The 22,376-nt window shown below is 66.5% G+C and carries 19 protein-coding genes; 10 read left to right on the plus strand and 9 right to left on the minus strand.

Features of this window, described 5'->3' with window-relative positions; translation table 11 throughout:
- Positions 1-192: 192 nt before the first annotated feature.
- Positions 193-399: a cold-shock protein gene (locus tag AC2IR1_RS20550; RefSeq protein ID WP_486473841.1), complete on the minus strand. Its 207-nt coding sequence runs from the start codon at positions 397-399 to the stop codon at positions 193-195.
- Between the two features lie 514 nt (positions 400-913).
- A complete protein-coding gene (locus AC2IR1_RS20555) occupies positions 914-1,423 on the minus strand; it encodes a histidine phosphatase family protein (protein WP_486473842.1) in 510 nt (169 codons plus the stop codon).
- 279 nt (positions 1,424-1,702) lie between these two features.
- On the opposite strand from AC2IR1_RS20555, the gene AC2IR1_RS20560 reads away from it, so the two are divergent.
- A complete protein-coding gene (locus AC2IR1_RS20560) occupies positions 1,703-2,608 on the plus strand; it encodes a pirin family protein (RefSeq protein ID WP_486473843.1) in 906 nt (301 codons plus the stop codon).
- A gap of 129 nt (positions 2,609-2,737) precedes the next feature.
- Positions 2,738-3,397, plus strand: a complete 660-nt coding sequence (locus tag AC2IR1_RS20565; RefSeq protein ID WP_486473844.1) for an REP-associated tyrosine transposase — start codon at positions 2,738-2,740, stop codon at positions 3,395-3,397.
- A gap of 212 nt (positions 3,398-3,609) precedes the next feature.
- Here AC2IR1_RS20565 and AC2IR1_RS20570 read toward each other — a convergent pair whose 3' ends face one another.
- Complete coding sequence (locus AC2IR1_RS20570) at positions 3,610-4,125, minus strand: hypothetical protein (protein WP_486473845.1); 516 nt, start codon at positions 4,123-4,125, stop codon at positions 3,610-3,612.
- A gap of 277 nt (positions 4,126-4,402) precedes the next feature.
- Positions 4,403-6,058 (minus strand): energy-dependent translational throttle protein EttA, encoded by a 1,656-nt coding sequence (gene ettA, locus AC2IR1_RS20575; RefSeq protein ID WP_486473846.1) that lies wholly within the window; start codon positions 6,056-6,058, stop codon positions 4,403-4,405.
- Between the two features lie 365 nt (positions 6,059-6,423).
- Here ettA and AC2IR1_RS20580 point away from each other — a divergent pair, with 365 nt between their 5' ends.
- The 4 genes from AC2IR1_RS20580 (at position 6,424) to dacB (ending at position 12,067) form a co-directional block, all read left to right on the plus strand.
- Positions 6,424-7,812, plus strand: coding sequence for a methyl-accepting chemotaxis protein (locus tag AC2IR1_RS20580; RefSeq protein WP_486473847.1), 1,389 nt, complete (start codon positions 6,424-6,426; stop codon positions 7,810-7,812).
- Between the two features lie 481 nt (positions 7,813-8,293).
- Positions 8,294-9,571, plus strand: a complete 1,278-nt coding sequence (locus AC2IR1_RS20585; RefSeq protein WP_486473848.1) for an AI-2E family transporter — start codon at positions 8,294-8,296, stop codon at positions 9,569-9,571.
- Positions 9,572-9,812: 241 nt separating this feature from the next.
- A complete protein-coding gene (locus AC2IR1_RS20590; RefSeq protein WP_486473849.1) occupies positions 9,813-10,445 on the plus strand; it encodes a nicotinate-nucleotide adenylyltransferase in 633 nt (210 codons plus the stop codon).
- Between the two features lie 116 nt (positions 10,446-10,561).
- Positions 10,562-12,067, plus strand: a complete 1,506-nt coding sequence (gene dacB / locus AC2IR1_RS20595) for a D-alanyl-D-alanine carboxypeptidase/D-alanyl-D-alanine endopeptidase (protein WP_486473850.1) — start codon at positions 10,562-10,564, stop codon at positions 12,065-12,067.
- 694 nt (positions 12,068-12,761) lie between these two features.
- Here dacB and AC2IR1_RS20600 read toward each other — a convergent pair.
- Entirely contained in the window at positions 12,762-13,187 is a 426-nt protein-coding gene (locus AC2IR1_RS20600) for a tellurite resistance TerB family protein (protein WP_486473851.1), read from the minus strand.
- Positions 13,188-13,359: 172 nt separating this feature from the next.
- Between AC2IR1_RS20600 and AC2IR1_RS20605 the strand changes: the two genes are divergently transcribed.
- The 3 genes from AC2IR1_RS20605 (at position 13,360) to AC2IR1_RS20615 (ending at position 16,266) form a co-directional block, all read left to right on the plus strand.
- A complete protein-coding gene (locus AC2IR1_RS20605; protein WP_486473852.1) occupies positions 13,360-14,937 on the plus strand; it encodes a lysine--tRNA ligase in 1,578 nt (525 codons plus the stop codon).
- 126 nt (positions 14,938-15,063) lie between these two features.
- The gene (locus tag AC2IR1_RS20610; RefSeq protein ID WP_486473853.1) at positions 15,064-15,795 is read left to right on the plus strand and encodes a DUF4336 domain-containing protein; all 732 of its coding nucleotides are present in this window, start codon (positions 15,064-15,066) and stop codon (positions 15,793-15,795) included.
- A 39-nt stretch (positions 15,796-15,834) separates the two neighbouring features.
- Positions 15,835-16,266 (plus strand): DUF4864 domain-containing protein, encoded by a 432-nt coding sequence (locus AC2IR1_RS20615; RefSeq protein WP_486473854.1) that lies wholly within the window; start codon positions 15,835-15,837, stop codon positions 16,264-16,266.
- 56 nt (positions 16,267-16,322) lie between these two features.
- Here AC2IR1_RS20615 and AC2IR1_RS20620 read toward each other — a convergent pair whose 3' ends face one another.
- The 3 genes from AC2IR1_RS20620 to AC2IR1_RS20630 all read right to left on the minus strand — a co-directional run bounded on the left by AC2IR1_RS20620 (position 16,323) and on the right by AC2IR1_RS20630 (position 18,430).
- Entirely contained in the window at positions 16,323-16,817 is a 495-nt protein-coding gene (locus tag AC2IR1_RS20620) for a HugZ family pyridoxamine 5'-phosphate oxidase (RefSeq protein WP_486473855.1), read from the minus strand.
- Positions 16,818-16,852: 35 nt separating this feature from the next.
- Positions 16,853-17,587, minus strand: coding sequence for a hypothetical protein (locus tag AC2IR1_RS20625; RefSeq protein ID WP_486473856.1), 735 nt, complete (start codon positions 17,585-17,587; stop codon positions 16,853-16,855).
- 144 nt (positions 17,588-17,731) lie between these two features.
- Positions 17,732-18,430 (minus strand): response regulator transcription factor, encoded by a 699-nt coding sequence (locus AC2IR1_RS20630; protein ID WP_486473857.1) that lies wholly within the window; start codon positions 18,428-18,430, stop codon positions 17,732-17,734.
- A gap of 378 nt (positions 18,431-18,808) precedes the next feature.
- On the opposite strand from AC2IR1_RS20630, the gene AC2IR1_RS20635 reads away from it, so the two are divergent.
- Complete coding sequence (locus tag AC2IR1_RS20635) at positions 18,809-19,135, plus strand: TFIIB-type zinc ribbon-containing protein (RefSeq protein WP_486473858.1); 327 nt, start codon at positions 18,809-18,811, stop codon at positions 19,133-19,135.
- 132 nt (positions 19,136-19,267) lie between these two features.
- Here the strand turns inward: AC2IR1_RS20635 and AC2IR1_RS20640 are convergent, their stop codons facing one another.
- Positions 19,268-22,372 (minus strand): efflux RND transporter permease subunit, encoded by a 3,105-nt coding sequence (locus AC2IR1_RS20640; RefSeq protein ID WP_486473859.1) that lies wholly within the window; start codon positions 22,370-22,372, stop codon positions 19,268-19,270.
- Positions 22,373-22,376: the final 4 nt, after the last annotated feature.

The raw sequence follows: 22,376 nt of genomic DNA on the forward strand, positions 1-22,376 counted from the left end.
GGGGCGGCCGTGGGGCATCCCGGGGCGCAGGACATCCCGGGGCGCAGGGCGTCCCGTCGGAAGGGTTTGCGGATTTTCGGAAAGGGTCCGGCCCGCCCGCGCCGGTGACGGCGTGCTGGGTATCAGGGCGGAAGTTGCGGCCGAAGGGGCCGCGGGGTGGTCCGGACGGGCGGGCCGTCCGGACCGGAAAGCTCAGAGCAGCTTCAGGTCGACCGCGGCTTCACGGCCGTTGCGGCCTGCCTCGATCTCGTAGCTGACCTTGGCGCCGTCCTTGAGGCCGGTCAGGCCTGCGCGTTCGACGGCAGAGATGTGGACGAAGACGTCCTTGGAACCACCCTCGGGGGCGATGAAGCCGTAGCCCTTGGTGGTGTTGAACCATTTCACGGTGCCAGTGGCCATGTCCGTGTACTCCTGTTTCTTTCCGCCCGCGGAATTGCGGCGGCCCGGCGTCTGGTCGTCTGATCGAGACTGTCGCCGGTAAGAAACAGGGGGTCGATAGAGGTCGCGTAGCGGGAACCTGCATGACAGATTTCGCGAGTCGCGTGAAGGGGGTTTCTGGGGCGTGCAGGGCGGGCGGCGCCCTTTGCCCGTTGGCCCTGCCCGCCCCGGGCGGCAATCCGGCGCCGGGATCGGTGGCGGTGGGGCTGGGGTGGGGCCGGGGTGACGTGAGGTGAGGACGGGGTGACTCCGGGGTAACCCCGTGGAACGACCTCGGGGTGATCCTGGCGGGTGACCTGGGCAGGCCCGGCCAGCAGAGGGGCCCGTCGACAGGAAAGGACGTGGACAGGCCTGCATTCTGCGCCAGTGATCGACACGCGCGCCCAGTGTCCCAACCAGCGTCCCGCCACTTTACCGGATCGCGGGAACTGGTCGCCGGAACGGGCCAGCTGCCAGTCCCCTTCCTGCCCCCCTGTCAGTCGCCCCAGGTCAAGCGGGCCACCTGTGGCGGCCCCGCGAGCGAGGGGGTCAAAACCGCGATCTCTCCGTACTCCAGGGGCGGCAGGCCGGGCGCGCCGAGGCTGTCCCAGATGGTGCGGAGGTTGCCCTTGTTGCCGACCCAGACAACGCAGCGTCCCGCCCCACGCGCCAGAAGGCGCGCCGTGGGATCCGGGGCGGCGATGGCCCGGGGCCGGAGGCCAAGCGACCGGGCCAGGGGCGCGGCGGTCTGCCGGTTGCGTTCGACCCCGGGGTGATAGATCGCCGCGACGGGCCAGCCGGCCAGCGCGCGGGGCAATGCCTCGGCCCGGGCAAGGCCGCGGGCGTTGAGCAGGTCGCCGGAGCGATCGGCATGGCGCAGCAGGATCAGGGTGCTACCCTGCGACAGGCGGAGCGGCCCGGCGCCAGCCCCGGGGGCACAGCCAGCCAACGAGAGGGCCCCAAGCGGCAGGGCGGCGAGGGAGAGAAGGACAAAACGGCGGTGCATGGCAGAGATCCCTGGCTGATGAAACGGTGGCGGGGGTCCAAACGGTGGCGGTGTCCTGGCAGGACGCGAGCAGCCTGCCGCCCCCTGCGCCACCGGTCCAGTCAGGAATTCCGGTCTTTCGCCCGGCCGGGGGTATAGGGTGTTCCGCCCCGGCCCGGCACCCGGCCCTGCGCGAAGGCGCACAACGGCTGTCCGGGGATCCGGACTGGCTTTCACGCCGCTCTCCGCCCAGATTACCGGAAACCGCGCGACATCCCGTCCGCCGAGAGGAGAGCCCGCATGACCTTCCGCCCCGTTGCCGCCACCACCCAGGCCCAGCCCACGATGGAGGGCGCCGGCGTCCACCTGCACCGCGTCTTCGGCTTTGGCGATCCGACGCTGACCGATCCGTTCCTGATGATGGACGATTTCCGCAACGACGATCCGCGCCTCTATTCCCGCGGCTTCCCCTGGCACCCGCACCGCGGGATCGAGACGATCACCTACGTGCTGGACGGCCAGGTGGAACATGCCGACAGCCTGGGCAACCGGGGTCTGCTGGGCGCAGGCTCGGTACAGTGGATGACCGCCGGGTCGGGGATCGTCCACCAGGAGATGCCTTCGGGCAACGCGGCGGGGCAGATGCACGGGTTCCAGCTCTGGGCGAACCTGCCGTCCTCGCTGAAGATGACCGCGCCGCGCTATCAGGACGTGGGGGCGGGCGACATTCCGATCGAGGGTGATGACGACGGCACCACCGTCAAGGTGATCATCGGCAAGTTCTGGGGCAAGACCGGCCCGGTGGACGGGATCGCGGCGAACCCGATGCTGCTGGACGTGTCGGTGCCGGCCGGGCGCAAGAAGGTGCTGCCGGTGGACACGCGCTCCAACGCGCTGGCCTATGTCTTTGCCGGGTCGGGCACCTTCCGCGATGCCAGCGACCCGGTGGGGATCAAGGTGGAGAAGGAATATCGCGGAGAGGAGCTGAACATCCGCGACATGACGGGCAACCGGACGCTGGTGCGGTTCGGCGCGGGCGACGAGATCACGGTGCAGGCAGGCGAAGAGGGCATCCGCTTCCTGCTGATGACCGGCCGCCCGATCCAGGAGCCGGTGGCCTGGCACGGGCCGATCGTGATGAACACGCAAGCGGAGCTGCGGCAGGCGATGACGGAGCTGCAGAACGGGACGTTCATCAAGGGGTGAGGATGGCATTGGGGTGGGGAGCCCTTCGAGGCGGAGCTTGCCCCTTCGAGGCGGGGTGAACCCCTTCAAGGCGGGGTAAACCCCGCCCTACGTTTTCGGTTCGTTAACCCTGGGCGGCGAGCGTGGGGCATGCCGCGCTATGTCCGGCCCCGGATCAAGGGGGCCACGCTTTTCCTGACGCTCTGCCTGGCCGACCGGGGGTCGGACCTGTTGCTACGCCATGTCGATGTGCTGCGCGAGGCGGTGCGGGCGACGAAACGCGCGCGGCCATTCACCATCCACGCCTGGGTGGTCCTGCCCGATCACATGCATTGCGTCTGGACCCTGCCCGAGGGCGACGATGCCTACGCGATCCGTGTCGGTGCGATCAAGGCCCGGTTTTCCCGAGAGGTCCGTAGGGCGGGGTTCACCCCGCCGTTGGCGGGGCGTGTTGCGCCACCGATGAAGGCGGTCACCCCGCCGATGACCGGAGTTGTCGCTCCGTACGATGGGGGTATCGCGCCCAAGGGAGTTGCCGCGCCCTGCCATGGTGATGCTCCGCCGCGTGGCCCGTTGCAGCAGGAGGCGCAAATCAGGCGGCGTGGGGGTCCGGGACAGAGGGGGTATGTCGGGGTGAACCCCGACCTACGGGGCGAGGTCGGGATCTGGCAGAAACGGTTCTGGGAACACCACATCCGCGACGATGCCGATTTCGAAAATCACCTGCGGTATTGCGAGATCAACCCGGTGAAACATGGATTGGTGGAACGGGCAGAAGATTGGCCCTGGGGCGGGGTCCGTGGGTCGTAGGGCGGGGTTCACCCCGCCTTTTTGGGTTTGCGCGGTTCGAAGGTTGGTTAAGCTGGTGCGTGTGGGAGCCGAGGGGTGGGACAGTTCGAGTGTTGGACGTGAGGTGCCGGATTGGCGAGGAGCCGCTTCAAGCCAGGATAGAGCCCCGCCATTTGCAGCTGTCGCCGATGAGTTTTCTTCAAAATGAGATCATGGAGCAATGCAAACTCAGTTCAGGCCGAAATTTTCTTTCTGTATACCTCATCCCACTCCCAATATCCGATCTGCTCCCATTCCTCCGCTTCATTAAATCTCATCTTCCTTTGATTCAGCTTCGGACCCATCGCTGATATTAGTAGCGCTTCAAGATCGCCGATGGTCGTCGATGTGTCGTCGGTAATATCTCGACGTGGCTGGTTGAGCGACAGAACACCGTCCTCATCTTTGACCTTTCCAACAGGATTAAATCCGAACCAAGAGAAACGATCCCATTTTCCTGCGAGATGGTCTTGCTGGTGGTCCCGCAGACGCGCACCTAAACGCTCTCCCTTGGCGAGGCCGATATAAGCAGGTCCATATTCGTCGAATAGAATATAGATACCCTGCTGCCGCCGAAAGTCAGCGACTCTTATCCCAGGAAGATTCTTCCCTATGCGACCTAGAAGTCGAAATTCGTTCTTGACACCTTGACCAGGAAACCATTCGATCTCATCCGCGCGCCAAAAAAGCCCAAAGCTGGTGACCTGCATACCCCCTCCCAATCATCTATTTTGTCTGGGACCGTATTGAATACTAAGAGTGTTCGAAAGCATTTTCCGACCAGTCTCGACCAACAGTTAACACCTTGCAGGATCAAAGTGACTCTTCAGCGACGAACCGCACCCACCATTCTTGAGCTAGGCTAGTCAACACAACGCCCCAACGGAGCACCCTTTGCCAGTCAATTCCATACAGAAACCGGCAACCAAGCCAAATGAAAAGGGCGGCCCTCCAGCCGCCCTTCCCTCATCTCATTAAGCCCCACGCTTACCGCGTGAACTTCTTGTACTTCAGCCGCTTCGGCTCCAGCGCATCAGGCCCAAGCCTCCGCTTCTTGTCTTCCTCGTAGTCCTCGAAGTTGCCCTCGAACCACTCCACATGCGCATCGCCTTCGAACGCCAGGATGTGCGTGCAGATCCGGTCGAGGAAGAAGCGGTCGTGCGAGATCACCACGGCGCAGCCGGCGAAATCGACCAGGGCGTCTTCCAGCGCGCGGAGGGTTTCCACGTCCAGATCGTTGGTCGGTTCGTCGAGCAGCAGGACGTTGCCGCCGGAGCGCAGCAGGCGGGCCATGTGAACGCGGTTGCGCTCACCACCCGACAGCAGGGAGACCTTCTTCTGCTGGTCGCCGCCCTTGAAGTTGAAGGCCGAGCAATAGGCCCGCGCGTTCACTTCGGCATCGCCCAGCTTGATGATGTCCTGACCGTCGGCGATGGCTTCCCAGACGTTGGCGTTGGGGTCCAGGTCGTCGCGGGACTGGTCGACGTAGGACAGCTTGACGGTATCGCCGAATTCCACCGAGCCTTCGTCGGGCTGTTCCTGACCGGTCAACATCTTGAAGAGCGTCGTCTTGCCGGCGCCGTTGGGGCCGATGACGCCGACGATGCCGCCCGGCGGCAGGGCGAAGTCCAGGCCCTCGACCAGGAGCTTGTCGCCCATGGCCTTCTTCAGCCCCTCGACCTCGATCACCTTGTTGCCAAGACGCGGGCCGTTGGGGATGACGATCTGGGCGTTCGCCAGCTTCTCCCGCTCGGACTGGTTGGCCATCTCGTTATAGGCGTTGATCCGGGCCTTGGACTTGGCCTGGCGGGCCTTGGCGCCCTGGCGCATCCATTCCAGTTCGCGGGCCAGGGTCTTCTGCTTGGACTTGTCCTCGCGCGCTTCCTGCTCCAGCCGCTTGGCCTTCTGTTCCAGCCAGGAGGAGTAGTTGCCCTCGTAGGGGATGCCCTGGCCACGGTCGAGTTCGAGGATCCAGCCGGTGATGTCATCCAGGAAGTAGCGGTCGTGGGTGACGATCAGGATGGTGCCCTTGTATTCGATCAGGTGGTTCTGCAGCCAGGCGATGGTTTCCGCATCGAGGTGGTTGGTCGGTTCGTCCAGGAGCAGCATGTCGGGCGCTTCGAGCAGCAGCTTGCAGAGCGCGACGCGGCGCTTTTCACCGCCCGAGAGCGTGGTGACATCGGCATCATCGGGGGGGCAGCGCAGGGCCTCCATCGAGATGTCGATCTGGCTGTCGAGGTCCCAGAGGTTCTGGGCGTCGATCTCATCCTGCAGCTTGGCCATTTCCTCAGCGGTTTCATCGCTGTAGTTCATGGCAAGGTCGTTGTAGCGGTCGAGGATCGCCTTCTTTTCGGCGACGCCGAGCATGACGTTTTCGCGCACCGTCAGGGCGGGGTCCAGCTCGGGTTCCTGCGGCAGGTAGCCGACCTTGGCGCCCTCGGCGTGCCAGGCCTCGCCCTGGAAATCCTTGTCCCAGCCCGCCATGATCTTCAGCAGGGTGGATTTACCGGCGCCGTTGACGCCGACGACGCCGATCTTCACGCCGGGCAGGAAGTTCAGGTGGATGTTCTCGAAGCACTTCTTGCCACCCGGGTAGGTCTTGGAGACGCCGGACATGTGGTAAACGTACTGGTAGGCGGCCATGGGAAACTCCGTGACTCTGAAAATGGGGTTTTGCGCTGGATACAGAAAGCCGGGGGCGGGGGCAATCAGGATGAGCCCGGAGCGCTGCGCGCAGCCGGTGGCGGCTTGGGCAACCTGGCCCGGGGTGGGCTGCCTGGCGGGGCAGAAGACGAGACCCGGGACGCGGCCGAAGACGGGGTGCATATCGGGGCGCATATCGCGGCGCGACGCCTGCCCCGGACAATGCCCGCCCCCTGCCTGCGCCCCCCAGCCTTCGAAATCTCAGTTGCCGGTGATCCGTTTACCCGGTGCAAAGGATTGGCCGCCTATGGTCCGGGCGAAGCCCCTGGGTGCATGCGGGGCCGGATCTGGGAAGCGAGGCCGACGTGACGATCGAACAGGAAACCCGCCAGTGGAGCAATGACGAGAAGCGCCTTGGGCAGGAGCTGAACGGGCTGGTCGTGCGCCAGCTGCGCGACGTGCTGCTGAAGGCCTACTCGGTGGTCGACCCGAGCCTGCGGTCGGTGCCCGATGCGCTGTACGAAAAGGAGCTGCGGAAGTTCAACCGCATCTCCACCGGGGATTTCAGCCCGGCCTATTTCGCCGAACAGGCGGAACTGGCGGAGGATATCGCGCGCAACACCCCCTTTCCCAAGTACCTGCAGGGCTACGCGGTCTACGCGGGGGAGCTGATGGTGGCGCTGCAGTCGGCCGCCGCATCCAAGGGAGAGGGCAAGCGCGCCGCGATGACCCGGCAGCTGATGGTGGCGATCTTTGCCGACGTGGCGGTGGCGATGCACCATTTCTTCCAGGCGGAGGCGGAGGCCGACCAGAAGGGCATGGATGTGCTGGCCCAGGCGCTGACCAGCCTGGCCAAGGGCGATCTGACCTATCGCATCGGCAGCGACGCGCCCCACAAGATCGCCCGCGCCAAGCAGGATTTCAACGAGGCGACGACGACCCTGCATGCCGCCCTGTGCGATATCCACAATGCCTCCGGCGATGTCAGCCAGGGCAGCGAGCATATCGCCGCGGCGATCGAGGCGCTGGCGCGCCGGACGGAGCAGCAGGCCTCTGCGCTGGATCGCAGCGCGGGTGCGCTGAACAACATCCGGGAGACGATTTCGGCCACCAACGAGGGCGCCAGCATGGCCGCCGGCGCCGCGAGCGAGGCGCGCGGCATGGTCACCCGGTCGACCGAGGTGATGCAGCAGACCCAGAGCGCGATGCAGGAGATTTCCGGATCGTCGCGGGAAATCAGCAAGATCGTTTCGGTCATCGACACCATCGCGATGCAGACCAACCTTCTGGCGTTGAACGCAGGCGTGGAGGCCGCGCGGGCGGGCGAGGCCGGGCGCGGCTTTGCCGTGGTCGCGACCGAGGTGCGGTCGCTGGCGCAGCGGTCGGCGGAGGCGGCCAAGACGATCCGCGACCTGATCGATCAGAGCGTGGACCAGGTGCAGAAGGGCGAAAAGCTGGTGGATGAGACCAGCAATGCGCTGAGCGTCGCGCGGGAAAAGGTGATGGAAATCGACATGCTGCTGGAGGAGATCACCAAATCGGCCGAGGCGCAGTCCAAGGGGATTTCCGCCGTCGGCCAGGAGGTGTCGCACAGCAGCGACCTGACCCAGCAGAACGCCTCCATGTCGGAGGAAACCACGGCCGAGGCGGTGCGGCTGCGCGACCAGAGCCAGGCGCTGAGCGGGCTGGTGTCGCAGTTCCGGCTGGAAGGAGGCGGCAAGGCCGCCGCCCCGGGCGCACGGCGCTACGGCTGATAACGGGAAGGCGGCCCTTCCAGGGCCGCCGCACCCAGGGGGCCACGGACGCCCTGTGCCTGGCCCCCTGTACCTGGCCCCTGCGCGTGGCCCCTGTGCCGGGGCCTCTGTTCCTGCGCTGCTGTTTCTGGGCTGCTGTTCCTGAGCCACTGCACCCTGGGGACCCTTTCGCCGGGCTGCTGTGTCCCGCCCCCTGTTCCTGGGCCCCCTGTTCCTGCCCTCCCTGTTCCTGGGCCACTGCGCCCTGGGCCCCCTGTTGCCGGGCTCCTGCGTGCCGGGAACCCTCAACTGCCACCCCCGACCCGGGGCCCCCGGCCCGGCGATCTTGACCCGGCGTCCAGAACTGGTCCCCTGAATTGGTCCCCTGAACCGAGGAAGTCCGGCGGGATGGCACGGAACGCGGGACGGCACGGAACCCTGACCCCCTGCGGCACGTTGGGTGCAAGATCCGGATCGGGCCGGGTCCCTGCAGGAGCGCTACATGCCGACCGACCAGTCCCCCGACAGGGGAGAAGCCGAAAGCCGTCTGGTAATCCTACACCGCATAGAGGTCTTGCTGGCCGGGTTGCTGATCCTCTTCTCGCTCTGGTCGGTCTACGTGGCCAAGACCGTGGTGCTGCCGGTCCTTCTGGGCTTCCTGATTTCCCTGACGCTGAGCCCCGTCGTGCGCTGGCTGGCGCAGCGCGGCGTGCCGCAGGCCCTGTCGGCGGTGCTGATCATCGTCACCATCGGCGCCGGATCCGCCTATGGGTTCTACCTGATGCGCCTGCCCGCCCAGACCCTGATCGAGGAAGCGCCGCAGATCCAGCAGGAGCTGCGGCTGAAGCTGTGGAACGTGATGCACAACGTGGAACAGCTGCGCGAGGCCTCCGAACAGATGAGCCAGATGGCCACGGGCAACAATGACCCGGCTTCGGAGGAGGATCAGACGGTGGTGGTCACCCCCGCCACCAGCTTCCTTCAGACGGCGCTGAGTTCGCTGGCGACCTCCGGCACGGTGCTGGCGGTTGCCCTGCTCTTTGCCATGTTCCTGCTGTCCATGGGCGATGCCTTTCGCGCGCGGCTGGTCCAGAGCTTCCCCGATTTCAGGCGCAAGCGGCGGGCGGCCCGGATCAGCAAGGACGTGGAGCGGCAGATTTCGCGCTACCTGGCGGCGATCACGGTGATCAACGCGGGCCTCGGCGTCTGTGTCGGGCTGGCGCTGCACCTGCTGGGCATGCCCTATGCCCTGCTGTGGGGGGTGGCGGCCTTCCTGCTGAACTACCTGCCCTACCTGGGCGCGATCATCGGCGTGGTGGTGGCCACGGCGGTGGCGCTGGTGACCATCGACAGCACCGGGCAGGCCCTGCTGGTACCGGCGGTCTACCTGTTCCTGACCTCGATCGAGGGGCAGATGATCACCCCCTGGCTGGTCGGGCGCCACCTGCAGCTGAACACGGCGGCGGTCTTCATCGCGGTGGTTTTCTGGGCCTGGCTCTGGGGGGCGGCGGGGGCGGTGCTGGCTGTGCCGCTGCTGGTCTTCGTCAAGGTGCTTTGCGACAACGTGCCGGGGCTGACCACCCTGGGCCATTTCCTGGAGGCGCGCCGCCCGCGGGAGGCAGGCCGCAGCGCCCCGCCCGGCGATGGCCGCAAGCGGGCCACGGCGCGCGCCCGCGCCCAAGCCGCGCGGCGCAGCGGCACGGCCGGCGGACGGATCCCGGTGCATCCGCCCCTGAAGGGCCCGACGCAGCAGCCCCTGGCAGGCCCCGAGACGCGCTGACGACAAGCCGAAGGGCCAGGGACGGCGCTTTCAGGGCGCGCGCCCTGGCTGCCGGGCCGCAACCGGCCCGCCTTTCCTACGGTTTTACTTTGACTTTCGGGCGACTTCCGGCCACATCCAGCGCCAGGGCGGCCCGCCAGGGGCCGCGCAAACAGGCCGCCGATCCTCTTCCGATGACCCCGACGGACCCAGCAGCGCCCCCGGCCACGGGCCCTGCCGCAGGTCCCGCGCAGGAGCCCCGATGACATCCAGCCACCGCCGCCCCTTCGCGCGACCGGGAGAGCGCATCGGCCTGCTTGGCGGGTCCTTCGACCCCCCGCACGAAGGCCATGTGCACATCACCCGGGAAGGGCTGAAGCGGTTCGGCCTGGACCGCGTGTGGTGGCTGGTCAGCCCCGGCAACCCGTTGAAGGCACAGGGCCCCGCCCCGCTGGAGCGCCGGATGGACGCCGCCCGCGCCCTGATGCAGCACCCCCGGGTCGAGGTGACGGACCTGGAGGCCCGGTTCGGCACCCGCTACACCGCCCGCACCCTGCGCGCCCTGCAGGCCCATTACCCGGGCGTCGCCTTCACCTGGCTGATGGGCGCCGACAACCTGGTGCAGTTCAATCGCTGGCAGGAGTGGCGCTGGATCCTGGACAATGTGACCATCGGCATCCTGTCGCGCCCCGGCGACCGGATGGCGGCCCGCAATTCACGCACCGCGCGCATCGCCCGCGCCGCCCGGATCCGCGACGCCGAAAGCCACCGCCTGGCGGGCAGCCCGGCCCCGGCCTGGTGTTTCGTCGACATGCCGATGGTGGCACGGTCTTCCTCCGAAATTCGCGCGAGCGGCGACTGGACCCGGGGGCCGACACAGCCGGAAGGCGAGTGACGCGGCTGTGAACGCCGGTAGCGGCGCCCGCACCGCGCCAGCCCTTGCCCGCCCCCCCTGCCCCCCGCTAGAAGTTCAGCGGGAGACGCGTTCAGCGGGAGAGCAGGAGTGCCCATTTGACGACCACCGACCTTTCCCGCCGCAGCTTCGTGGCCGCGCTGCTTGCCGGCCTTGCCACCCCGCTGCAGGCGTCCGCCCCCGATACCTCGTTGCGTCCAAAGGCCCGGCCCGGCACGCCGCCGGTCCCCGCCCAGGTCCCTGCGCCGGAGACCCTGCTGGACGACGCCCGGCTGACCGGCGTGTCGAGCTTTGCCCTGGGCCGTGTCGGACAGCCCAGCCTGGTGGAAAGCATAGCCCCGAACGAGATGTTGCCCCCCGCCAGCGTCGGCAAGTGCCTGACGGCCTTCTACGCGCTGGAAACCCTTGGCCCGCAATTCCGCTTTGCCACCCGCGTGCTGGGCACCGGGACCCTGCGCGATGGCGTGCTGGAGGGGGATCTTCTGCTGGTGGGCGGCGGCGACCCGGGGCTGGATACCGATGCCCTGGCCGACCTCGCCGGGCAGTTGAAGGACGCGGGCCTGAGGGAGGTGCGCGGGCGGTTCCTCTACCACGGGTCCAGCCTGCCGGAGGCGCGCCTGATCGATGCCGACCAGCCCGACCACGTGGGCTACAACCCCGGGGTTTCGGCGCTGAACCTGAACTACAACCGGGTCAATTTCTCCTGGGAGAAGCAGGCGGGCAAATGGCAGGTCAGCATGGATGCCCGCACCGTGAAATACCGGCCCGAGGTCAGCCTGGCGCGCATGAAGATCGTCGACCGGGCCAGCCCGGTCTACACCTACGAGGATCGCGACGGGCATGACGACTGGACCGTGGCCGAAGGCGCGCTTGGCAACGGCGGCACCCGCTGGCTGCCCGTCCGCCGCCCGGCGGCCTATGCGGCAGAGGTCTTTGCCATCCTGGCCCGGTCCAACGGCATCGTGCTGAAGACGCCGGAGGCCGCAGGCGATCTGCCCGCCGGCGCCGCCGAACTGGCCCGGGTCGAAAGCCCGCCGCTGGAAGAGATCGCGCGGCTGATGCTCTACTATTCCAACAACCTGACGGCGGAGCTTCTGGGGCTGACGGCCACGGCGAAACGGCTGGGCCAGCCGCCCTCCTCCATCCCTGCCTCGGCCCGCGCGATGAGCGACTGGGCCCGCCAGACCCGGGGCCTGGCCCGGGTGGCGATGGTGGATCATTCCGGCCTGGGGGACGGCTCCCGCTTCCCGACGGGGGACCTGGTACGGCTGCTGTCGGCGCCCGATGTCCACGACCGGCTGCGCCCGCTGCTGAAACCGGTGAAGCTGCTGGATGACAAGGGGCGGATCGAATCCGCGCCGGGGTTCAGCGCCGATGCCAAGACCGGGACGCTGAACTTCGTCAGCGGGCTGGCCGGCTACATGACCGCACGCAACGGGTCCGAGATGGTCTTTGCCATCCTTTCGGGCGACGTGGCGCGGCGCGATGCGCTGACCCGGGCCGAACGCGAACGCCCCGCCGGGGGCCGCACCTGGACCGCCCGCGCGCGCCACCTGCAGCAGGCGCTGCTGAACCGCTGGGGCAATCTTTACGAATTGGGGTGAGGGCTTCGGCCCGGCCGCAGGGGCCTGCCACCCAGGCGCCGCGGGCGCCGGTGGCTCTGGGTCCCAGTGACTTCGGGCCTTAGTGACTCTGGCCCGGGCCGGGCAGAGTCGTGATTTCCGCGGGGAGCGGTCGGGCGTAGAGGTCAGACCCGTGTATCAGCGACCCCACGATCGGGGTGACGCAGAGCAGGGCGAGACCGATGATGAGGACGTAGCGTCGCATCCTGGGGTCCGTCTGGCTTGGCGTTAACATAGTTAACATGTGGGGCGCCCGGCCCGCCGATCAATGGTGGAATTCCGGACTCTGCCCGCCCCGGCAAAGCCCCGCCCGGCCTGCGCGCGCCCCCGCCGACGGGTGTTTCAGCGATGAAACCAAGGCGCATCTTCAGGCTGCTTTCCGCTAAAACCGGGGCCTTCGGTCGGCGCTACAAGGCACCCAAAAATGCCGGACCGGCCCAAAGCCCGCCCCCCAAAAGCGGTCCCAGACGTGAAAGAACCCCTCGCCCATGACGGAGCGAGAGGCCCATTTCCTTGCACGATCATCGGGATACTGCCCGTACCGCCCCGACAGGGTGCCACGGTGCCGGTCAAGCGGGTCTTCCATATATTTGCTGGCGAAAAATATCCCCGCCGGAGGCTTCGCCCGGAACGGGCGAAATCAGCCCGGCCCGGGCGGCAAATCACCCGGGACAGATCACTCCGTCAGGTGCCGCGCGCGGGCGCCGCGTTCGATGGCGGCAGCGTGGAGGCGGTCGAGGTCGAGCTCATAGCGCATTTCCTCCAGCAGGCGCAGTTCGGTTTCGCGCAGGGTGCCATCCGCCGCCGCCACGTCGCAGCACAGCGCATAGGCGGTTTCATAGAGCCGGTCGGGGAGGTTGTCGCGGATCAGGCCGAAGAGCGCATCCAGCCCGTCCTCTTCCGCGAAGAGGTCGAAGACGATGGAGGACATGAGCTTGACCCGGCTGTCGTCGTAATCGGCGAAGATCGGCAGGGTGTTCACCTGGCTCTCGATCTTGATCAGCTCGGAGGTGCGGACGGTTTCATCCGACACGGAGATCGAGATCATCAGCAGGACGAGGCAGTCCTGGGGCGAGAGGGAGTGCGGGAGTTCGTTGGGCATCGGGATCCTCGGCCATTCGTCGCGTAGGTGGCGCCTTCGGTCCCCGGGCGCCATGTTTTCAGGGGTGCGGGGGCCGTTCGGGGCTCACAATATTGACCACCGGGCCCGTGCACAATAGGAAGCGCGGTGCCCGCAAAGCCCCCGAGCGGGACGAATCCCTAAGGAGAGAATCATGTCCGACCTGCGCCAAGCCGCATTGGAGTCGAAAGCCTGGCCTTTCGAAGAGGCCCGCCGCCTTGCCAAGCGCTACGAGAAGAAGGCGCCGGAAAAGGGCTACGTCCTGTTTGAAACGGGCTATGGCCCGTCGGGTCTGCCCCATATCGGGACCTTCGGCGAGGTGCTGCGCACCACGATGATCCGCCGTGCCTTCGAGGTGATCAGCGATATCCCCACCCGGCTCATCTGCTTCAGCGATGACATGGACGGCATGCGCAAGATCCCGGGCAACGTGCCGAACCAGGACCGCCTGAAGGAAGACATCCAGAAGCCGCTGACCAGCGTCTACGATCCGTTCGAGACGCACGACAGCTTTGGCGACCACAACAACGCCATGCTGCGCCGGTTCCTGGACACCTTCGGGTTCGAGTACGAATTCTATTCCGCGACCGAGTTCTACAAGTCGGGCCAGTTCGACGAGGTGCTCAAGCGCGCGGTCGACAAGTACGATGACGTGATGAAGGTCATGCTGAAGTCCCTGCGCGAGGAGCGTGCGGCGACCTATTCGATCTTCCTGCCGATCCATCCGGAGACCGGCCGCGTCCTGTACGTGCCGATGAAGTCCGTCAACCGCGACGACTACACGATCACCTTCGATGACGAGGAGGGGAAGGAATGGACCCTGCCCGTCACCGGGGGCAACGTGAAGCTGCAGTGGAAGCCCGACTTCGGCGCCCGCTGGGCCGCGCTTGGCGTCGACTTCGAGATGTACGGCAAGGACCACAGCACCAACACGCCGATCTACGACCGCATCTGCGAGATCCTGGGCGGCAAGAAGCCGGAACATTTCACCTATGAGCTGTTCCTGGACGACAAGGGCCAGAAGATCTCCAAGTCCTCCGGCAACGGGATCTCGATCGACGAATGGCTGACCTATGCCAGCACCGAGTCGCTGTCCTACTTCATGTACCAGAAGCCGAAGACGGCGAAGCGGCTGTACTTCGACGTGATCCCGCGGGCGATGGACGAGTACCACCAGCAGCTGCGCGCCTATGCCGATCAGGATGCCAAGGGCCGCATGGCGAACCCGGTGTTCCACATCCATGGTCACAACGTGCCGGCCTCCGATCTGGTCGTGCCCTTCTCGATGCTGCTGAACCTGGCGTCGGTGTCGGGTGCCGAGGACAAGGAGACGCTCTGGGGCTTCATCCGCCGCTACGCGCCGGAAGCCAGCCCCGAGACGAACCCGCAGATGGACCAGGCGGCCGGCTTCGCCGTGGCCTATTACAACGACTTCGTGAAGCCCACGAAGGTCTTCCGCGCGGCGAGCGAGCAGGAACGCGAGGCGCTGGAAGCGCTGCGCGATGCCCTGCGGGCCTATGACGGCGAGGCCACGGACGAGGCCCTGCAATCGGTGGTCTACACCGTCGGGCGGGAACGCTTCGACCCGATGAAGGCCTGGTTCAGCTGCCTGTACGAAGTGCTGCTGGGCGCCAGCCAGGGCCCGCGCTTCGGCGGGTTCATCGCGCTTTACGGCGTGTCCGAAACGGCGGATCTGATCGACCAGGCCCTGGCGGGCGATTTCGTCGCCTGAGGACTGCGGCCGTTGGCCGGATCCAGAGCCATGATGGGGCCGGTTCCGAAAGGGACCGGCCCCTTGCCTTTCGCGCCCCTTGCCTTTTTCCGGACGGAGGCGGAGGGTGGCGGCAGGAGGTGTGCCATGGCACGGACGACGGGATATGAGCCGCTGGGGGTGCCCAAGCCCTTTGGTCAGGACCTGTGGATCGTCGACGGGCCGCATATCCGGTTCTACGGCCTGCCCTTTTCCACGCGCATGACATTGGTGCGGCTGCCCTCGGGCGGGATCTGGGTGCATTCGCCCATCCGCCCGGACGAAGACCTGCTGGCCCGGGTCGAGGCGCTTGGCCCCGTCACGCAGCTGGTGGCGCCGAATGCGATCCACTATGCCTCTCTCGGGGAATGGCAAATGCGCTACCCGCAGGCGCAGGCCTGGGTGGCGCCCGGCGTGCGTGCGCGGGCAGCGTCCCACGGGGTGGAACTGGGCCCGGCGGAGGAGCTGGTGCAGGGCGCGGCCTGGGAAGGCGTGCTGCAGGGGCACCTGGTCACTGGCAGCCGGGTCCTGCAGGAGATGGTCTTCCTTCATGCCCCGTCACGCACCCTTGTGCTGACCGATTTCATCGAGAATTTCGAACCCTCCAAACTGCCCGTCTGGATGCGGCCGCTGGTCCGGCTGGCCGGGATCGCCACGCCCGACGGGCGGATGCCTCCGGACATGCAGGCGACCTTCGACAAGGCGGCGCTGCGGGCGGATCTGGAGGTCATCCTGGGCTGGGCGCCGGAACGCGCGGTGCTGGCCCATGGCGCCTGCTACGAACAGGATGCAACGGCGCGGATCCGCCGGGTTTTTTCACGTATTCTTGACGCAGCGTGACCATGCGCTACCGTGATGGGGGTAACGAGGGAGGTCGTCATGCTGCGCCTTGCACTTTCTATCCTGTTTACCGTCGCAATCCTGTCCACCGGTCTTGTCACCGGTCCGGCCCGCGCCATGGGCCTGGGCGGAGGTCAGGAGATCCGCGATACCATTGATGCCCAGATCGACGCCCTGAGGCAGGGCGACTTTGCCGGGGCCTTCGATTTCGCCTCGCCGGGGATCCGGGGCCATTTCGGCACGGTCGAGAATTTCGAGGCCATGCTGCGCGGGGGCTACCCGATGGTCATCGCCCCGAGAGAGATGTTCTACATGCAGCAGCGCGACGAGGCGAGCCGCAGGGTGCAGCCGGTGCAGATGGAAGATGACGCCGGGCGCCTGTTCACGCTGGAGTACCTGATGATCCAGACCGCCGGCGGCTGGAAGATCGACGCCGTGCGCCTGCTGGAAGTCGCAGACCCCGCCGTCTGATACCTGTCTGATGCACTGCCAGCCCCGGCATTCACGGGCGCGGGAGGGTTGCCTGTTCAGGAACTAGGGGACAGGTCGCCGGAGGTCAGGCGGAAGGCCTTGCCGAAGCCGCCGTTCAGCAGGGCCTCTTCCGGGCGGAAGCGCACCAGCAGGAAATCCGTGAACCCGATGTAGAGCTTCGATTTCGGTCGCTGGTGCACGTAGTGATCAGCCAGGGCCTGGAAGGCGGGATCTTCGCGCAGCAGCGGGACGGGCGTGCATTGCAGCGTCAGCCGCGGGTGGGTCAGCGGATCGCCCTTCGGGCCGGGTTCGCCGATGAGCAGGGAGGCAGGCGCCCCCGTCAGCAGCGGCGCGGTATGGGCCGCGAGGCGCGACACCAGGGTCAGGGGCGTGCCGTCGGGATCCACGGCCAGGGCGATGCGGGTCACCATGGGCACCCCGTCGGTCACCGTGGCCAGGGCGCCGAACTGCGCCCCCGCGATCAGCGACTGCGCCAGGGCACGCGCCTCGTCATCGGTGGGCCGGATCGGGTCTGTCTTCTTTTCTGCCATGGCCGAGACCTAGCGCGGACGCCCGCGTATGGCCATCAGAATTCCTTCCAGATCCCCAGCTTCACCCGGTAGGGATCGGTATTGGCCAGCCCGGCAGAGCCGCCGATATCGAGGTAGAGATCATCGCGCAGGCGGATCACGGCGGAGCCTGCCAGCCGGGCAAAGACCGGATCCCCCTGCCCGCGCCCCGTCTGCAGCTGGAGATAGTATTTCATCCGTTCGCCCGCGTTCAGGCCGAAGGTGGTATCGAACTTCCAGTCGATCGCCCCGGTCTGGGCATAGACCTCCGCCACCAGTTCGCCCGAGAGCCAGCCCGAGGGACGGGAGAGGCCGCGACCGAAGGAAAACCCCGGGCGCAGCACCTGCTGGCCGGCGATCTTGCCGCCCCCGATGTCGAAGGCGAGCTTCACCCCCCAGAGATCCGGCAAGGGCACGGAGAGGGAGAGCACCAGCTTGTCCAGGCCCGAGATCGCCCCGCCGAGGTCCCCGGTCAGGGTCAGCCGGTCGGTGAGGCCGTATTCGTGGAAATAGCTGAAGGACTGCACCGCCTCGCCGGTTTCGGAAAATGCCAGGCGCAGGGTGGAGGTGGTGAAGTGATTGCCCTTCCCCCGGGGCCAGGCCCCCGCCGAGGCCCCCTGCCCGGTCGGCAGGAGCAGCAGGGCCGCCAACCACAGGCCGGGCAGAAACAGGCCCGGCAGCAACAGGCGGGGGCAGAGGCGCGCAGCGGTGGGGGCGTGGGACGGCCCGGCCTGAGAGGGGCGGAGTGGCATCGGCTTCTCCTTCGGGGTCTCAGGATCACCGGAGGATGGTTAATGTTCTGATAACGAAGATGAACAAAACCGGGCATCCCATGCGATGCGGGCGGCGATCCGAAGATCACCGCCCGCCTTTTCGGGATGCCGGTTGGGGGGCGATCAGGCCGCGTTGCGGGCAGCCGGGGTGGAGAGCACGGGAATGCGGATACCCTGGCCAAAGGCGGTGACGAGCACATCTTCGGGCGCGCCGATCGCGGCGAGCTTGGCCCGGATCCGGCAGATGTAGACATCAATGATCTTGGGATCGGGTTCATCCTGCCAGGCGTAGAGCTGCAGCATGACCTGATCGCGGGTCACCATGCCGCCGTGACGCAGGACCAGCATTTCCACCAGCTCGTATTCCAGCCGGGTCAGCTTGATCGGCATGTCGCCCCAGAAGACGGTGCGCCCTTCGACGTTGACCGCAAGTTCACCGCACTCAAGCACCGGGTGGCAGAAGCCGTTGGCCCGGCGGATGTAGGCACGCAGGCGGGCCGCGATCTCGATCGGCTTGGAGGGCCATTCGATCAGTTCGTCTGCACCGCGGGCCATGTAGATGGTGCGCATCTTGTCTTCCAGCCGGCGGCTGACCACGACGATGACCATGCGGGGATTGGCGGCGCGCAGCCGGGAAATCAGGTCGCCCGCGTCCATGTCGGGCAGATCCGGGTCGATCAGGATGGCGTCCTGCTCCGCCGAGGAGGCATATTCCAGCAATTCGGCGCCGGAGCCTGCTTCGGTGATGTAGAAGCCTTCCTTGCCCATGGCATGGGCCAGGCCCGCGATATTCCAGGTGGTGTCTGCTACCAGAAGGCGCATCCCGATCTCCTTTTCTTCCCTTCGGCCGAGCCCGACGGGTGTGGAGAGAGAGATGGCCGCCAACGGAGGGACGCGCCTGCGGCCCACACCGTCGAGTTCGGATCTCTGCGCGGGCCTTCGGCCCTTCTGCGCGGTTGCGGCGGCCCCGCCGGGGCGGCCGGTTCTGCCGGGCCGCGGGCCCCTGGGGATCGCTGCCTGACAGGGATGTAATACCGCGTTTACCCCGGCCCCGTCATCTATACGAAAGCATAAGGTTCAATTTTTCCAGATAGTTGGTTAACGCGCCTGGTCCCCACTCTTCACCCCCATCCTGCCCCGCAGTTGCGCCTGCGGCGGGGCGGCCCCATCTGGAAGGCAGGACCAGAAGGAGAGCCAGAGATGAGATGCCCGGTGGACGGAACCGAATTGCTGATGACCGACAGGCAGGGGGTCGAGATCGACTACTGCCCGACATGCCGGGGTGTCTGGCTGGATCGGGGCGAACTGGACAAGATCATCGAACGCACCGCCGCCGCGACCCCGCCCGCACAGCCACAGCGCCGCGCGGCCCCCGTACGGGAATATCGCGAACCCTACCGCGAGGATCACGGCGATCACCGCTACGACCCGCGCGCGGTCAGCCATGGCGATGCCCGCTACCACGACAGGAAATCCTACAAGAAGAAGAAGCGAAAGTCGCTGCTGGACGAGATCTTCGACTTCTGACGCCTGTCCCGTGATCCGGGGCCCCTGAATGGGGCCGCCCTGCGTCGGGATAGAGGGCGACAGAACGCCAGTGGAAAAGAGAAAGGGCGGCCCCGGGGGCCGCCCTTTGATTTGAGGTCTCTGCCAGCCGCATCAGGCCGTCTGCTTGCGGGCCTTCTTGTCGGTCAGCTTGCGCACGATGACGTAGAAGCTGGGCACCATGAAGACGCCGATGAAGGTCGCCGCCAGCATGCCGCCCAGCACACCGATACCGATGGCGTTCTGGGCCGCGGCGCCTGCCCCGCTGGCCGTGGCCAGGGGCACGACGCCCAGGATGAAGGCGAAGGAGGTCATCAGGATCGGCCGCAGGCGCAGCTTCGCCGCTTCGACCGTCGCCTTCAGCAGGGGCATGCCCTTCTTCTCCAGGTCGGTGGCGAATTCGACGATCAGGATCGCGTTCTTCGCCGCCAGGCCGATTGTCGTCAGCAGGCCCACCTTGAAATAGACGTCATTCGACTGCCCGCCGAAATGCGCCGCGAGCAGCGCGCCCAGGATGCCCACGGGTACCGCCAGCATCACCGAGAAGGGGATCGACCAGCTTTCGTAGAGGGCGGCCAGCGACAGGAAGACCACGACAACCGCAAGCGCGTAGAGGTAGGGCGCCTGGTTGCCGGACTGGCGTTCCTGGTAGCTGAGCCCGGTCCAGGCGACGCCGTAGCCACCGGGCACCTGGGCTGCCAGTTCCTCCATCGCGTCCATGGCCCCGCCGGAAGAGGTGCCATCGGCGTTCTGGCCGGAAATGCTCATCGCGGCGGTGCCACCGTAGCGGGCAAGCTGCGGCGAGGCGCTGTCCCACTGGGTTTCCATGAAGGCGTTGAAGGGCACCATTTCACCGTCGGAGTTCCGGGCATACCACTTCTCGATATCCTCGGGCTGCATCCGGTACTGGGCATCCGCCTGGACGTAGACCGGGCGCAGGTCGCCGGCCATGTTGAAGTCGTTGACGTTGGACCCGGAGAAGATGATCGAGAGCATCGAGTTCACCTCGGACAGCGTCAGGCCGAGGCTTTCGGCTTTCTGCTGGTCGATGTTGATGCGCAGGACCGCTTCGTCCTCATCCCCCGAAAGGCGAATGTTTTCCACCCGCGAGTCGGCATTTGCCAGTTGCTCCAGCTGGATCGCGGCCTGGCGCACGGCCTCTGCCCCGTTGCCGCCCTGGTCGACCAGGTACATGGAGAAGCCGGCGGTGTTGCCAAGGCCCGGAATGGCCGGCGGCATCATGAAGAAGACACGGCCCGCGCGCAGGGCGCCGAAGCGCATGTTGGCCCGCATCATCAGCGCGCCCGCGGCACGGTCCGCCTCTTCGCGGTCCTCGAAGCCCTTCAGCTTGATGAACATCATCGCCTGGTTCTGGCCGGTCCCGCCGAAGCCGAAGCCGAGGGCCGCAAAGGTGGAATCCACCGTGTCGCTTTCCTCGTTCCGCAGGTACTGGTCGATCTCGTCCACGACCGCCGCCGTCTGCGCGGAGGTCGACCCTTCGGTCAGGGAGATGATCGACATCAGCACGCCCTGGTCTTCCGACGGCAGGAAGGAGGAGGGCAGTTTCTGGTAGACGGTCGAAGCGCCCCAGATGATGCCCGCCAGGACGATGACCATGATGAAGGGCGCCTTGATCAGGCGGCTGACCGCGCTGGTGTAGCCAGTGTTCATGCGGTCGAAGTTGCGGTTGAACCAGCGTGCCGGGGCGATGCCCTTGCCGTGGGCGGGCTTCAGCAGCGTCGCGCACATGGCCGGCGACAGGATCAGCGCCACGATCACCGACAGCACCATGGCGGAGATGATGGTGACGGCGAACTGCCGGTAAATGACCCCGGTGGAGCCGCCGAAGAAGATCATCGGCAGGAACACGGCCGAGAGCACGACCGCGATCCCGACGAGCGCGCCGGAGATCTGGCTCATGGACTTGATCGTCGCTTCGAGCGGCTGAAGGCCTTCTTCCTCCATCACCCGTTCGACGTTTTCCACCACGACGATGGCGTCATCGACCAGCAGACCGATGGCCAGCACCATGGCGAACATGGTCAGCGTGTTGATGGAATAGCCGAGCGCGGCGAGGATCGCGAAGGTGCCCGCAAGCACCACCGGCACGGCGATGATCGGGATCAGCGTCGCGCGCCATTTCTGCAGGAAGACCAGGATCACGATCAGGACCAGCCCGATGGCTTCGAGCAGGGTGTGTTCCACCTTGGAGATGGATTCCTGCACGAAGGGCGAGGTGTCGTAGGCATAGCGCACTTCGACCCCGTCGGGCAGCGCGGAGCCCAGCCCGTCGAGGGTTTCGCGCACGGCCGCGGCGGTATCGACGGCGTTGGCACCGGTGGCGAGGTTCACCCCGAAGCCGGAGGCATTGGCGCCATCGAAGAGCGAGGAGGAGCCGTAGTCTTCCTGCCCGATCTCGACCCGGGCGACATCGCCCAGGTAGACGGCGGAGCCGTCTTCATCGGTTTTGAGCAGGATCTGTTCGAATTCCTCGGCCGAGGTCAGCTGGCTTTGCGCCGTGATGGTCGCGGTGAACTGCTGGCCGGTGGTGACCGGCAGGTCGCCGAGGGAGCCGACGGAGACGGTGGTGTTCTGCGCCTCGACCGCATCGGTCACGTCGGAGGGGGTCAGCTGATACTGCGCCAGCGACAGCGGATCGAGCCAGATGCGCATGGCATAGCCGGAGCCGAAGGACTGGATGGAGCCCACGCCGGTGGTCCGTTTGACCGGCCCCTCGACGATGTTTTCCAGCATGTTGCCCAGTTCGATGGTGGAATACTTGCCATCGGTGGACACCAGCGCGCCGACCATCAGGATCGAGTCGGAGCTGCGCGAGACGGTCACGCCCGATTGCGTCACCTTGTCGGGCAGCTGGCTTTCGATCTGGCTGACCTTGGATTGCACCTCGTTCTGGGCATCGACGGGATCGACGCTTTCATCGAAGATCATCTGGATCGAGGCGCGCCCCTCCCGCGAGGTGGAGGTCATGTAGAGCATGCCGTCGATGCCGGTCAGCGCATCTTCGATCGTGGAGGTCACGGAGTTCTGCACGGCGTCGGCGGTGGCCCCGGAGTAGGTGGCCGAGATGCGGATCGTCGTGGGGGCGATGTCGGGATACTGCGACACCGGCAAGGTCGTGAAGGAGAAGGCCCCGGCCAGCATCGTGACGATGGCCAGAACCCATGCGAAGACGGGTCGGTGGATGAAGAAGTTGACCATCGGG

This window comes from Pseudooceanicola sp. NS-SX8 (assembly GCF_057380755.1).